8 protein-coding genes are annotated in these 14474 nt (G+C 48.7%); 4 read left to right on the forward strand and 4 right to left on the reverse strand.

The window, feature by feature from the left end; all coding sequences use genetic code 11:
• Nucleotides 1-42: 42 nt before the first annotated feature.
• The gene (locus tag MAQ5080_RS15970) at nucleotides 43-1068 is read left to right on the forward strand and encodes an adenosine deaminase (protein ID WP_067212916.1); all 1026 of its coding nucleotides are present in this window, start codon (nucleotides 43-45) and stop codon (nucleotides 1066-1068) included.
• Here the strand turns inward: MAQ5080_RS15970 and MAQ5080_RS15975 are convergent.
• The 4 genes from MAQ5080_RS15975 to nspC all read right to left on the reverse strand — a co-directional run bounded on the left by MAQ5080_RS15975 (nucleotide 1065) and on the right by nspC (nucleotide 9087).
• The gene (locus tag MAQ5080_RS15975; protein WP_067212919.1) at nucleotides 1065-2105 is read right to left on the reverse strand and encodes an HD-GYP domain-containing protein; all 1041 of its coding nucleotides are present in this window, start codon (nucleotides 2103-2105) and stop codon (nucleotides 1065-1067) included. The genes MAQ5080_RS15970 and MAQ5080_RS15975 overlap by 4 nt on opposite strands.
• Entirely contained in the window at nucleotides 2102-6457 is a 4356-nt protein-coding gene (locus MAQ5080_RS15980; protein ID WP_067212922.1) for an ATP-binding protein, read from the reverse strand. Before MAQ5080_RS15980 ends, MAQ5080_RS15975 begins: the two co-directional genes overlap by 4 nt.
• A 249-nt stretch (nucleotides 6458-6706) precedes the next feature.
• Nucleotides 6707-7951 (reverse strand): saccharopine dehydrogenase family protein, encoded by a 1245-nt coding sequence (locus MAQ5080_RS15985; protein ID WP_067212925.1) that lies wholly within the window; start codon nucleotides 7949-7951, stop codon nucleotides 6707-6709.
• A gap of 38 nt (nucleotides 7952-7989) precedes the next feature.
• A complete protein-coding gene (gene nspC, locus MAQ5080_RS15990) occupies nucleotides 7990-9087 on the reverse strand; it encodes a carboxynorspermidine decarboxylase (RefSeq protein ID WP_067212928.1) in 1098 nt (365 codons plus the stop codon).
• 422 nt (nucleotides 9088-9509) lie between these two features.
• Between nspC and MAQ5080_RS17530 the strand changes: the two genes are divergently transcribed.
• The 3 genes from MAQ5080_RS17530 to MAQ5080_RS16005 all read left to right on the forward strand — a co-directional run bounded on the left by MAQ5080_RS17530 (nucleotide 9510) and on the right by MAQ5080_RS16005 (nucleotide 14456).
• A complete protein-coding gene (locus tag MAQ5080_RS17530) occupies nucleotides 9510-9917 on the forward strand; it encodes a protein tyrosine phosphatase family protein (RefSeq protein ID WP_197464646.1) in 408 nt (135 codons plus the stop codon).
• A gap of 19 nt (nucleotides 9918-9936) precedes the next feature.
• A complete protein-coding gene (locus tag MAQ5080_RS16000; RefSeq protein ID WP_067212934.1) occupies nucleotides 9937-11196 on the forward strand; it encodes an NAD(P)/FAD-dependent oxidoreductase in 1260 nt (419 codons plus the stop codon).
• A gap of 281 nt (nucleotides 11197-11477) precedes the next feature.
• Complete coding sequence (locus tag MAQ5080_RS16005; protein WP_067212936.1) at nucleotides 11478-14456, forward strand: EAL domain-containing protein; 2979 nt, start codon at nucleotides 11478-11480, stop codon at nucleotides 14454-14456.
• The last annotated feature ends 18 nt before the right edge of the window (nucleotides 14457-14474 follow it).

A 14474-nucleotide genomic window follows, 5' to 3' on the forward strand; every position in this document is an offset into this window, starting at 1 on the left:
AAATTCGTTCCATTGAGAGAAGCATTGAGTAAGGGGAGAGACATGACCAGCTCTGAAGCATTACTAGATTTGGCGATGAGAATGCCAAAGGCGGAGCTGCATTTGCACATCGAAGGCACCTTCGAGCCAGAGCAGATGTTCGCCATTGCCCAACGTAACCAAGTGGCGCTTAAGTACGATTCCGTCGAAGCGCTCAAAGCCGCCTACCAATTTGAAAATCTGCAGGACTTTTTGGACCTGTATTACCAAGGCATGTCGGTGCTGCTTAAAGAGCAGGACTTTTACGACCTGACCATGGCCTACTTGAAGCGTGTCCATGAAGACAATGTCGTACACGTGGAGATCTTTTTTGATCCGCAGGGGCACCTGAGTCGTGGGGTTAGTTTTGAGACGCAAATTAAAGGCATCTATGGTGCTTTAAGAGATGCCCAGCGTGACCTAGGGATCACCTTTAAGTTGATCATGTCATTCCTACGTCACTTGGATGAAGCCAGCGCGTTTGAAACGTTGGAATTGGCCAAGCCGTATTTAGCATGGATCGATGGTGTGGGCTTAGACAGTTCGGAAGTAGGGCATCCCCCGATCAAATTTGAAAATGTGTTTCGTGAGTGTAAGGCACTTGGCTTACCCGTCACCGCGCACGCCGGCGAAGAGGGGCCACCAGAGTATGTTTGGCAAGCTATTGATGTGATCGGTGTCGACCGTATCGATCATGGTAACCGTGCACTGGAAGACATTGACCTAGTCACCACGATTAAACACAAAGGACTGACGCTGACGGTCTGTCCGTTGTCGAACTTGAAATTGTGCGTGGTGGATTCACTGGAAGATCACCCGATCCGTAGCATGCTTCGCTTAGGCTTAAATGCGACGGTGAATTCGGATGATCCCGCTTACTTTGGCGGCTATATGAATGATAATTTTCATGCGCTGGTCACCCAGATGGGGCTTACTCGCGATGAGTTATTGATCTTGGCATGTAATGCTTTTGAGGGGAGTTGGCTAGATCACGACAGCAAACAGCAGCACATCAATACGATCAAAGACATGTTTGACCAAGTGCCTTAGGCACTTGGTTGTTCGTCTTGGTATTCTTGCAAGATTTGGTAGAAGTCATCTTTCACTTGGTTAAAGTGTTGCACCAAGGTAGGGTCAAACTGGCTGCCACTGAGTTCGTTAATATAGGCTTCTACTTGTTCTTTGCTCCAGGCGTCCTTGTAGGGGCGTACCGAAGACAAGGCATCATACACATCACACAGGGTCACAATACGACCGTACAACGGGATGTCTTCACCTTTTAAACCATGCGGGTAAACACTGCCATCCCATTTTTCGTGGTGACTGAGGGCAATAATACCGGCAGCTTTCAACAATTCTGATTGGCTACCAGCGAGGATTTGCGCCCCCGCCTCAGCATGACTCTTCATGATGACAAATTCTTCATCCGTCAGCCGCCCTGGTTTCAGGAGAATGGTATCCGAGATGGCGATTTTACCTAGATCATGCAGGGGAGCGGTCAGGGCGATGAGCTCGCATTCCGGTTCTGCGAGTCCCATATGACGAGCTATGCGGCGGCAATACTCGCCCACACGAATGACGTGATTGCCGGTCTCGTTATCACGAAACTCCGCGGCTAACGCTAAACGTTCAATAATCTCTAAGCGGCTAAGCGCCAATTCTTGGGTGCGTTCTTGGACTTGTCGCTCCAATTCTTTGGCATAATTGGCAAGCTTAAGCTGCGCCGATACACGCGCCTTTAGAATCGAAGCGCTAAAGGGCTTCGAAATAAAGTCGACCGCGCCCAGATCAAAACCACGCTGCTCATCTTCGTGGGAGTCCATCGCGGTTAAAAAAATGATCGGAATATTACGCAGTTTCGGGTTGTCCTTGATGCGTTGGCAGACTTCATAGCCATCCATATTCGGCATCATGATGTCGAGCAAAATTAGATCGACATCGAAGCGTTCGAGGATCTTAAGCGCTAATGGGCCCTGGTTGGCGGCTTTAATATCATAGTGACCATTCAATATATTACTGACCACGTCTATATTATCGGCAATGTCGTCGACGACGAGAATGGTGGCTCTTTTAGCTTGCGCGCTCATGTCATGGAGTCCAATAGTTTACTTAATATCAACCCAGCCTCTTCAAAATTATAGTCGTTTAGCTGCGCTTCGATGTGAACTAAGTCGTTATATACGTTGGTGTCTTTTTGCTCAATGATTAACTGACGAATTTTTGCGTTCGCTTTGGTATCAAAGGCATCAATGAGCGCCATCAAGTCTTCACACTCCGTTCGTGAGAGCGTGTGCGGCACTAGGTTAGAGTCGTGATTGGCCGTCTTACGCTCAGGGCTTTCTGGCACCAAAGCCGCAGTGGCTTGGCAAATTAGACGAATATCTTCGGCCATTTGATGCAGAGCGTCTGACGTCATGGTTTGCTGTTTCGCATCCAGTTCCAGCTGTGTCGCCTGCTCAAATAGTGACTGAGCGCCAAGGTTACCAGCAACGCCTTTAATGGTATGCATGATGCGCAATAGAGTATTAAAGTCTCCTCGCTGTAGACTGTCCTGGGCTTCGCTAATATGTTGCTCGGCGCTGTCTTTGAACGATTTGAGCAGCTGCAAATAGAAGCTGGCTTCCACACCTAAGCGCTCCAGTGCTTGCTCAACGGCGATATTTGGCAGGGCTTCAATCAGTTTTTGAGCAAGGTCATCTGATGCGCTGGAATGCTCAGCCTGTGCGTCGCTTTGCTCTGTTTGCTGGCCAAGCTGCAGCTGCTTTTGAATCACGTCTTTCAGCTGTTGTCGCTTGATCGGCTTGGACACGTGATCGTTCATACCCGCTTGCAGCGCACGTTGTATGTCCTGGTGCGCGGTGTTGGCGGTGACGGCAATGATAGGCAGATGCGCATAGACACCGCCTAAAGCGCGAATGCCTTTACAAGCCTCATAGCCATCCATAATCGGCATTTGAATATCCATCAGTACCAGATCAAACTGCTGATGCTGCACCGCTTTGATCGCATCACGGCCATTATCGACTAACTGGAACGGGATGCCCCAGTGGTTAAAAATCTCACTGATCACCAGTTGGTTAATCTCGTTGTCTTCTGCAATCAAGATATTCAGTTCGGACCATTCGTCCAAGCTGACATCCTGCTCCTCTGTCTGAGCGGCGCTGGCTGCCTGGAAAGGGACCATGCTCTCGAGCAGAGAGGACTGGGTAATAGGTGGCGCGAGTAGCTCGATCGTAGAGTGCCATGGTTGTGTGCGGCTCAGGTCTTCACCATGATCGATGACAATCACGCTTTTCAGTTGCTGACTGCTCGGGAATTGGCTCAGTCGATCCATTAAATCGCTTAAATCCTGAGAGATTTTGTAGCAATCAACGATCAGGTAATCGAAGCTGTGTTGGCTGGTTAGCAAACTGTAGGCTTCGTCGCGGGTGGTGGCCACGTTCAACTGCATCTGGAAGGCATTGGCGTAACGAATATAGTTTTGGCGACTGACACCGACGTAGTCAATCAACAACACGCGGCGTTGGTTGAGAGACTCTTTGACGGCGCTAGGCAATTGCTCCACTTCTTCACGGTCGACTTTTAATGACAGCGTGAAGCGGAAACTAGAACCTTCGCCAGGCTTGCTCTCAACGCTGATCTCGCCGCCCATGAGGCCCACCAAGCTTTTACAGATGGATAACCCTAAGCCAGTACCGCCGTATTTACGTGTGGTGGACACGTCTGCTTGAGTGAAGGGCGAGAACAGCTTGCTTACTTGCTCTTCTGTCATGCCAACACCCGTGTCATGCACTGAAAACTCCAGCTCAACGAACTCGCCTTTGGTTCGTAACAGCTTGACGTAGACAATGACTTCACCGGCACTGGTGAATTTTAAGGCATTACTAACCAAGTTGCTGAGGATCTGGCCAATACGCAATGGGTCGCCAATAAAATGCTCTGGCACATTGCTTTCGATTCCAGTCAGCAAGTGAATGCGCTTAGCTTTGGCGACGCTTTGGTGAACGTAAGCGTATTCTTCGACGACGCGCTCTAGGGTGAAGGGGATTTCCTCTACATCAAGGCGGCCCGCTTCCATTTTCGAGAAGTCGAGGATGTCGTTGATAATACGCAGCAAATTATTGGCTGAGCTGTTTACCTTACGCATCAAGTCTTGCTGATTTGCCTTATCTGGCGAGGTTAAGCAGGCATCGGTCAGACCAATGATGGCATTCATGGGGGTGCGAATTTCGTGGCTGATGTTGGCAATAAAGCGATTCTTGGCTTCGGCGGCTTGGTGTGCTTCTTTTAACGCTTCTTCCAAAATGCTGGCAATCACACGACTTTCGGTGATGTCGGTACGAATGGCGATATAGCGTTCAACCTTACCAGAAGTGCCTTTAATCGGCAGAATCGTTGCGTTTACCCAATAAATACTGCCGTTTTTGCGGAAGTTTTTAATTTCACCAGACCATACCTTGCCGTTGGCGATGGTGCGCCAAAGTTGACGGAAGAAGTCTTGCGAATGCTCATCCGATTTGAGCAGGCGATGGTTCTGTCCGATCAGCTCTTCACGACTGTAGCCAGAAATCTCACAGAATTTATCGTTAACGTATGTGATATTGCCATGCTGGTCCGTCATGCTGACAATCGCGTGTTCGTCTAGCGCTTGTTTCTGATAGCCCACTTCGTTAAGTAGCTCAGCAATCTTAGTTTTATTAATCAGGTTACTCAGCACCGCTTTACTGATTAATTTGGCCAGTAACAAGCTCGAGATGAGCAAGAAACTGATAATGCCAATTTCCCAGCCGCCGATATGCACCTGTGGATAGTCTGACTTAACTGCAAAGTGCCAAGCAGGCACATAAGATTGCGTCGAACGCTTAATGGTGTCCGGCAGTGCTGCGCTGTTTAAAATATGCGTTTGACGCTCTTGGGAATAGACCGCGCCTTCTTCAAAGTAATCTCGCTCCAAGTCCAAGAAACGGAAACGGGTAACGGACAGTAAGTGCTCCCATGAGTCTGGTGAGCTTAAGTCGATCAATATACGGTTGGCTTCATTGAGCAGGAAGACTTTGTCGTTGTGCGGAAAGAACTGTTTTATCACATCGATTAAGTAATCAAAGCGATAAGTGAATACCAGGAGGCCGACGCGATGCTGGTTGTCATCGAAAATCGGTTCACCAATGTTAAGAATGGGTTTAATCGGATAGACAACGCTAGAGTCTTTACGCGCCAAAGACACCTGAGAGATGAAGAACTCATTCGGGTCTAAAGATTGTCCTAAGCGGTGCTCCAAGGTGTAGTTTATATTGCCTAAATGATCCCCTGTGACGAATACTTGCGTCTTGCGACCGTTATCAACACGAGCCACTTCTAGGCCTTCTTCGTTAAGTACCGATATATGACTAAAACGCTCGGAGGATAAATTATAACCCTCAAAAAAGTTCTGCAGGCGCTTACGATAACTGACGCTGTTTAAGATTAACTCAGGTGTCATCTTTAGCGATTTTTGGACACTGTGTAGATCACGAGTCAGTCGATCCAACTCATTGTGGATGGCGCTCGTCGCATTACGGATGCTGACCGCGGTGACACTATTGTGTTGTCGCATGGAGGAGTTCCATTGCAGCCAAAACATAAGCGTTAAGAGCAATAATGCTAAGGAAAATAGTGCGATAAAGGCTTGCCAAAATGTATGTGAAGAGGAACGGCTAAAGAGCTGATTCTGAACATCTTTTAGCTCATTTCCTAGGTATCGAGTGTAGAAGTTCGACCCTAATAGCACCGTACTGAGCAAACTACTTAAGACCGCAACGGTCAGTAGGAATTGCTCTCGAGAAACAGTGATGGCATGACGATCAAATTCACTAAACTCACGTAGCTGTGGGTATAAATACCCCCCCAGTACTTGGATCATACCAACGCAGAAAGTCAGCATCAGAGGGCGAGTAAAGTAGCGGTAATCGAGCATCGAAGGACGACGCAGTAAGCTACTCACAAGGTTGCAGGCATAGAAAGCAAAGGTGGTAATAACAAAGGTTGCCGCAATCAGTAGCCAGAAATTTAGATGCGTTAAGGCATCTAATAGACTTTTGCCATTGCCCATCAAAATCGCGCTGGTTAGAACCGTTAGGAGAGTGGCGATGACGGCACTGTTCAGATTGAGTAACGAGGCGGTTTCCTTGCAATCGAAACGGGAGCGTTGGAACAACCAATATAAGGTCAGCAGGGATATTGCTAACCAGATGATGATGGGAATAGGCTGAAACGTATGGGATTGGTGGCTAAACAGCGTGTTGTGGCTAATGAGCGAAGTACTACAAAGGCCAATCGTCATAGCGATTGAACTGCGCAAAGCACGGCTTACACTTGACTGTGCCGCATCACTGGTGAGCTCTCGGAAGGCTGCATAGATGGAGATATAGCCAATGGCCAGCGCACCCACTATCCAAAGCATGAGTTGAAATTCCTTTAGTAACGATCTAAAAAGATAGAGCAGTCTCGAAAATAGGCCTTTAATGTATCTTATGCAATGCTGAAATAATGTTAGAGAAGTGTAAGTTTAGAGTGTGCTTAAGTTACGGGGGGGGGGCGCTGATACGGATTAAGTTGCAACGTGCTGCACTCGATCAAACCATAAAAAAGCCCAGCGGATGCTGGGCTTTGCAAAGTATTCGATAACGCTGCTCTAATTAGTTAGAGACGATTACGCGTTGTACTCGAATGGACGGTCGCCGTCTTCGTCTTTGATGCGAGTTGGTAGACCCATCTCGTTCAATAGACCTAGGAATGGACGAGAGTCTAGTTGTTCAACGTTACGCATTTCTGCGCAGTCCCAAGTGCCGTTAGCAACTAGGATCGCTGCTGCAACAGGTGGTACACCCGCCGTGTAAGAAATACCTTGGCTACCTACTTCGTTGTACGCGTCTTTGTGGTCAGCAACGTTGTAGATGAAGACTTCTTTTTCTACGCCGTCTTTGATGCCCTTCACTTTATCACCGATACAAGTCTTACCAGTGTAGTCAGGTGCTAGTGACGATGGGTCAGGAAGCACGGCTTTCACCACTTTAAGCGGAACGACTTCTAGGCCTTCAGCCGTCTTAACTGGCTGCTCAGACAGTAGGCCTAGGCTCTGTAGGACAGTGAAAACGTTGATGTAGTGTTCACCAAAGCCCATCCAGAAACGTACGTTTGGCACGTCTAGGTTTTGTGAAATCGAGTGCACTTCGTCGTGGCCACTCATGTAAGACGTTTGCTTACCGACAACAGGTAGGTCGTCAGTACGGCTTACTTCAAACATCTTGTTGACGTTCCATTCGCGATTCTGCCAAGAGTACACAACACCGGTAAATTCACGGAAGTTGATTTCTGGGTCGAAGTTAGTCGCGAAGTACTTGCCATGGCTACCAGCATTGATATCGATGATGTCGATGTCACTTACGCTGTCGAAGTAGTGGTTGTAGGCAAGGGATGCGTATGCATTTACCACGCCTGGATCAAAACCTACGCCAAGAATAGCGGTGATGCCTTTCTCTTTACATGCTTCACGGCGTTTCCACTCGTAGTTTGCGTACCATGGTGGTGTTTCACAGATTTTCGCTGGATCTTCGTGGATGGCAGTGTCTAGGTAAGCCACACCTGCTTCCATACAGGCTTCAAGCACAGACATGTTAATGAACGCAGAACCCACGTTGATGACGATCTCAGAGTTGGTGTCTTTGATCAGTTTAACCGTAGCGGCAACATCCAGAGCGTCAAGAGCATATGCCTGAATGCGGCCCTCAACTTTCATAGCGCCTTTGTCGAGGACACTGGCAACGATATCTTCGCATTTCGCAACGCTGCGTGAGGCAATGGCGATATCGCCCAGTGTGTCATTGTGTTGGGCGCATTTGTGAGCCACTACGCGGGCTACCCCTCCGCCACCAATAATCAGTACGTTCTTTTTCATGGTATTACTATCTCCAGTTTACAAGTGATGCCACAACCTTAAGAAAGGTTATGCATAAAGTCGTCGTAATCAAATTCGCGAACCAGTTCAATTGTGCCGTCTAATTGTTTCACTGCAATGGATGGCATTTTGACGCCGTTGAACCAGTTTTTCTTCACCATGGTGTAGCCTGCAGCATCTTCAATGGAAATGCGATCACCGACCTTTAATTCATGGTTGAAGTTAAATTCACCAAAGATATCGCCTGCTAGACAAGATTTACCGCAGATCATGTATTCGTGTTCACCATCGCATGGGGTCATGCGGGCATTTTCACGGTAGATCAGCAGGTCCAGCATATGGGCTTCAATCGAGCTGTCAACGATGGCTAGATTTTTGCCGTTGTACAGGGTGTCCAATACCGTCACTTCCAGCGTGGTACTCTTGGTAATAGACGCTTCGCCTGGCTCCAAGTACACCTGAACACCGTATTTGTCCGAGAAGGCTTTTAGTCGCGCACAGAACTTGTCGATTGGGTAATCGTCGCCCGTGAAGTGAATACCGCCACCTAAGCTGATCCACTGCATTTTCTCGATTAAGTGACCAAAACGCTCCTCGATGAGCGTCAGCATTTCATCAAAACGATCGAAGTTGTTGTTCTCACAGTTGTTGTGGAACATAAAACCAGAGATCTCATCGATCACGCTTGCAATGCGTTCTGGGTCCCATTCACCAAGACGGCTAAATGGACGTGCTGGATCGGCGATGATGAATTCAGAGGTACTGACCTGTGGGTTCACACGTAGGCCACGAGTTTTGTCTTTGCTCGCTTCTTTAAAGCGTTCAAATTGGCCAATGGTGTTGAAGATAATTTTGTCGCTGTGGGCCAGTACTTCTTCGATTTCATTGTCCGCATAAGCCACGCTGTAAGCGTGGGTTTCGCCAGCAAATTTCTCTTTGCCCAGGCGTACTTCGTACAACGAAGAGGAAGTGGTGCCGTCCATGTATTCTTGCATCAGGTCGAATACCGACCAAGTCGCAAAACATTTCAGTGCCAACAAAGACTTCGCGCCAGAGTGTTCGCGAACATAAGCAATCTTCTCTAAGTTTTTCAGAAGTTTGGCTTTATCAATGAGGTAGTAAGGTGTCTGTAGCATGGCCGCCAGCCCCAAAATTATAAAAGGCGGTATTCTAGTAGAAAGGACAACCCGTGACCAGCTCGAAAAGAGCGTTTTATGTGCATGTTAGCGGCGCTTTAGCGACTTATAGGCGCATTCTTTGTTGATCCAAGCTCTTGTTCTAGCAGCTCAAATCTTGCGGTGAGCGGCCATGACAAGGTGCTTGCTATGGCCGCTTGATAAATAACCAATTAGTCAACAAGGTGCGGCGGCGATGGCGTGGTTTACGCACTGCGTTCGGTGTCTGCGCTAGGGCGTTTGAGGATTTTTGTAGCGCTGTCTGTCCTTTCTGAAGCGGATGTATTATTATGAAATACTAATATTATAAGCTTATTCCATATGGTTATTAGTGTTTGCTTTGCCATAGGGAAAGCTCTCAGAGAGAACATGCTGGAGTGAACATGAAACAGATTACCCCAAACTTCTATGTGGCTGAACAGCTCACACCGAGTCATATGACAAGTCTAGCCGAGGCGGGTATACGTCACCTCATTTGCAATCGACCGGATCATGAGGGCGAGGCGCAGACCGACAGTGCGGTGTTAAAAGCGAGCGCGGAACAGCAGGGCATGACGTTTGATTTTCTCCCCACAGCGCCAGGACAGTTTGATGCGGAGTTGGTAAAGCAGTTCGCTGCATTGATGGCTGGACGGGAGGGTAAAACCTTGGCTTTTTGCCGCACCGGTACCCGTAGCTTATCTCTGTGGACGTTGGCCAATCCAGAGCATAAATCCCGTGATGTACTGCTGAGTCTTGCTGAGCACGCTGGCTACAACATGTCTGATTTGATCGATCGTGTCGCACAATAACAATAAGGAGGAATGCCCAATGAATACTCAGTATAAAAACCATCACGAAGTTCTGATTGTGGGAGCTGGCGCCGGTGGCCTAGCGGTAGCGGCGAGCCTGTTAAAACGACGTCCAGATTTAGACATCGCGGTTGTGGACCCAGCTTCCGAGCACTCTTACCAGCCAGGTTGGACGCTAGTGGGCGGCGGCGTCTTTAAACGCGAGCAAACGCGCCGTCAGATGTCAGCGGTGATTCCGAAGAAAGTGCAGCGTTACCAAGAAGCGGTGGTGAGCTTTCAACCAGAGTCGCAAAGTATTGAAATGTCTAATGGTGAACGTCTGCATTACAGTGTTTTGGTGGTCTCACCAGGGCTTAAGTTAAATTGGGACGCGATCCCAGGCTTAAAAGAAACCCTTGGCAAAAATGGCGTGACCTCGAACTACCAGTGGGAAACCGCGCCGTACACTTGGCAAAACGTACAGCAGCTTAAAAAAGGCAAAGCGATCTTTACCCAGCCGCCGATGCCAATTAAATGTGCTGGCGCACCACAGAAAGCCATGTACCTTGCCTGCAGCGAATGGTTGTCTAAAGGAGTATTAAAAGACATCGATGTGGAATTCTGTAACGCCGGTGGTGTGTTGTTTGGCGTGGCCGATTATGTGCCTGCCTTGATGGGCTACATTGAAAAATACGATATCAATTTGAATCTTGGTCAGACTCTCGTTGCGGTGGATGGTGAACGCCAAGTGGCCACCTTTGAGGTCAGCAATAGTGCAGGCGAAAAAGAACGCATTGAAAAAGACTTCGATATGCTGCATGTGTGCCCGCCACAGTGTCCGTTAGACTTTATTAAAGACAGTCCTTTATCCGATGACGCGGGTTGGTTTGATGTCTACCCAGATACCTTACAGCACAAACACTACGACGATATATTTGGTTTGGGAGATGGTACCAATACCCCGAATGCGAAAACGGCCGCGGCGGTACGTGCCCAAGCGCCAGTGGTGGCAGAAAACATTTTGTCTGTACTGGTTAAGCAAGCGCCACGGGCGGTGTACGATGGTTACGGTTCTTGTCCTTTAACGGTTGAGCGCGGCAAAATCGTGTTGGCGGAGTTCGTCTATGGCGGTAAGGTCAAGCCGTCGTTCCCGAAATGGTTTATCGATGGTACCCAGCCGTCTTACCTTGCTTGGTTATTAAAAGAGAAGAGCCTACCGTGGGTCTATTGGGAAGGCATGCTTAAAGGGCATGAATGGCTCGTTGCCCCACAAATCGCTTCTCACCCCCCGCGCCATTAATATTGATTAACGCCTTACTTTATGCGTAAGGCGTTGATATTTAATACAAATCATTACTGTCTGTGAATGTTTTTCGTAAGTAAGCGTAAATCAGCATTGTTAACATCTGCGATTCATTGGCATTATAAAGGTGGCGCACTGATCGCGAACAGACTGGAATCGCTGGCTATCATGGAAAGTTAGGTGCTCTGATGCGCTATCCGCGCGAGTAGACTCAATACTGTCACTTTACATCTAAGGTGTCAGGATACTAATGAACCCATAGTGAACACATTTATCGTATGAGTGATTCTGTTCCACATAAGTCTGGTCGGGGCTCCTATAGCTACAGTGCCTTAGCCTTTCTCATTATCTTCGTGGTTGGCCTGTACGCTTCTTTTACATGGGAGTCGCAGCAGTTAAAGATAAAGCGGGCACAGGCACTCTCGCAGGCCCAATCCTACTCATTTCAACTCAAGAGCCTGCTTGACCATAACCTGTCAGGCAATTACACACTGGCGGCATTGGTACATGAATTTGGCGGTTTTACGCGCTGGTTTCCGCAAGTGGCCGATTCCCTGCTGCAGGTGTATTCAGAAGTAAATAATTTTGCTTTGTCCCCGAACGGCATCGTCAAACAGGTGTATCCATTACGGGGTAATGAACGGGTCATTGGCTTCAATCAATTAATGGATGTGGAACAGGGCAGTGATGCGTGGGACGCATTGAAACAGCAGCGTATGACGCTAGCGGGGCCGGTAGATTTAGTGCAGGGTGGACAAGGCTTTGTCGGGCGTTTGCCGGTGACGCTTGAGCGCCGCAGCGGTGGTGCGGAGCAGTTTTGGGGCTTTAGCAATGTGGTGATCCGCTTAGACGCTCTGCTGGAGAACATCAACTTACAAGCTCTGGTCGATCAGGGCTATGCCTATCGGTTAGAGCGCATCGACACTGAACAAGCACAGTTAATCGCCACCGTGAGCGAGGGCCCCCTGTCGGATCCGGTTCAGGTGGAAATGAGCCTTCCTGGTGTGAAGTGGCGTCTGCAAGTGGCGCCTGCGAAGGGATGGTTACCGCCTTACATGATCGCCTTGTATGCTGTGTTGTGCTTTTTGTTAGCGGCCGTGGTGGCGCGCTTTGTCTACATGACCTTAAAAATAAGTACGCAAAAAGAGCAGCTGACAGAGCTGTTATCCTTGCAAACCGAACACGCTAACCAAACCGATAAACGCTTTTTAAGTACGCTGCAGGCGATTCCTGATCCACTGCTCGAGCTGGACCAAGATGGCACCGTGTTGGACCTGCATATGCCCAATGATGAGCTGGAATTAGAGCAATTCTTCATTCCCGGTCAGCACTATAATAAGGCATTGCCTTATGCAGTGGGGCAGGTGCTGGAGCATGTCTTCCAAGAAACCCTGAGCTCTCCTAATTTTAGCCACCGTGGGGCGTTATTTAGTCTCAACATCAGCGCCGCTAAGGTACTGTGGTTTGAGTTGTCCGTGGTGTTTCGCCGCACTCAAGAAGATGATCTGGCCAATGGTCGTTTTATCGTTCTGTTACGTGATGTGACGGCGCGACAAGAAGCGGAACAGCAGCAGCGTATTGCCGCCACGGCGTTTGAAACTCAGGATGGCATTTTAATCAGCGATCACAATAATCACATTATTCGCGTCAACAAGGCGTTCCAAAAACTATCGGGCTACAGTGAAGCGGAAGTGATCGGGCAGACTCCCGCGATTCTGCAATCTGGTAAGCACGATAGTGCCTTCTACCAGCATATGTTTGAGCAATTACTGAGCAAAGGCACATGGGCGGGTGAAGTCTGGAATCGGCGCAAAGATGGCGAGGTGTATCCTGAGTGGTTAAGCATTTCGACGGTGCGCGATCATCAGGGGGCGATCAGCCATTATGTGGCGAACTTTAAGGACATCTCTGAGCGCAAAGCCTCTGAACGACAGATTCGTCAATTGCATTACTATGACAGCCTCACGCGTCTCGCCAATCGTACCCTGTTGCTCGAGGAAATGGCCTTCTTACTTGAGGACAAAGCACTGCGTAACAAACAAAGTGCGGTACTGTTTATTGATTTGGACCATTTCAAAGACGTGAACGATGTCTGGGGACATAACATTGGCGACCAGCTATTGCAGCAAGTGGCGACGCGCTTGGTCGACACCACTCGCTCGAAAGATTTGGTGGCGCGTTTTGGTGGTGATGAGTTCCTAGTGTTAATGGAGCCAACGGATACCAGTATTAATGCTGACCGCGCTATCTATCGCGCCAGCCATGTGGCCGATAAATTATTAAAAGTGTTGGGGCGGGCCTTCAGTCTTAATGGCGTCGATTACCAACTGGCGGCCAGCATAGGCATCACGGTGTTTGATGAGGATTGCCATGAGCCGTTAGATATCATTAAGCAAGCGGAGCTGGCCATGTACGAGGCTAAATCTGCTGGACGCTCACGCCATTGTTTCTATGAAACCGGCATGCAAGAGCGTGTCCTAGAGCGAGTGCAATTAGAAACCGATCTGCGCCAAGCCTTGGATAATGATGAGTTGCTGCTGCATTTCCAACCGCAGTGGGACGCACAACAAAAAATGGTCGGGGCGGAAGCCTTGCTGCGCTGGCAGCATCCAGAGCGTGGCATGGTGTCACCGGCGGCCTTTATTCCTTTAGCGGAAGAAACACGTTTGATTTTGCCCATCGGTGAGTGGGTGTTGCGCAGTGCTTGTCAGTGGTTATCGCACTGGTGCAAACATGGGCAAATGCAGGGCTTTGTGATGTCCGTGAACGTCAGTGCGGTGCAGTTCTCGCAAGAAAACTTTGTCGGCCAAGTGCAGTCTATTTTGCAACAATTTAAGGTCCCTGCAGGGGCGTTACAGCTGGAATTGACGGAGAGCATGCTGGCCCATGATCAACAGGATATCATCAGCAAAATGAGTGCCTTGAAGGCGCTGGGTGTGCTGATTTCGTTGGACGATTTTGGCACTGGCTATTCTTCACTCAGTTATTTGCATCGTCTGCCGATCGATCAATTAAAGATCGATCAGTCGTTTGTGGCGAACATTGAGCACGGTGAGAAAAATGCTTCCTTGGCCGAATCCATCATCAGTTTGGGGCACAACCTAGGGATGGAGGTTATTGCCGAAGGCGTGGAAACCAAGGCACAGTTTGATTGGTTGGCGGCGCAGGAGTGTGACTTGTTCCAAGGTTTTGGCTTAGCCAAGCCTATGCCTATGACAGACTTATTGAGACAATACCAAGACGTTCAAACGTCATAATTTACAGAAGGACAGACA

The sequence above is a fragment of the Marinomonas aquimarina genome (assembly GCF_900089755.1).
In the GTDB taxonomy this organism is placed as follows: Bacteria; Pseudomonadota; Gammaproteobacteria; order Pseudomonadales; family Marinomonadaceae; genus Marinomonas; species Marinomonas aquimarina.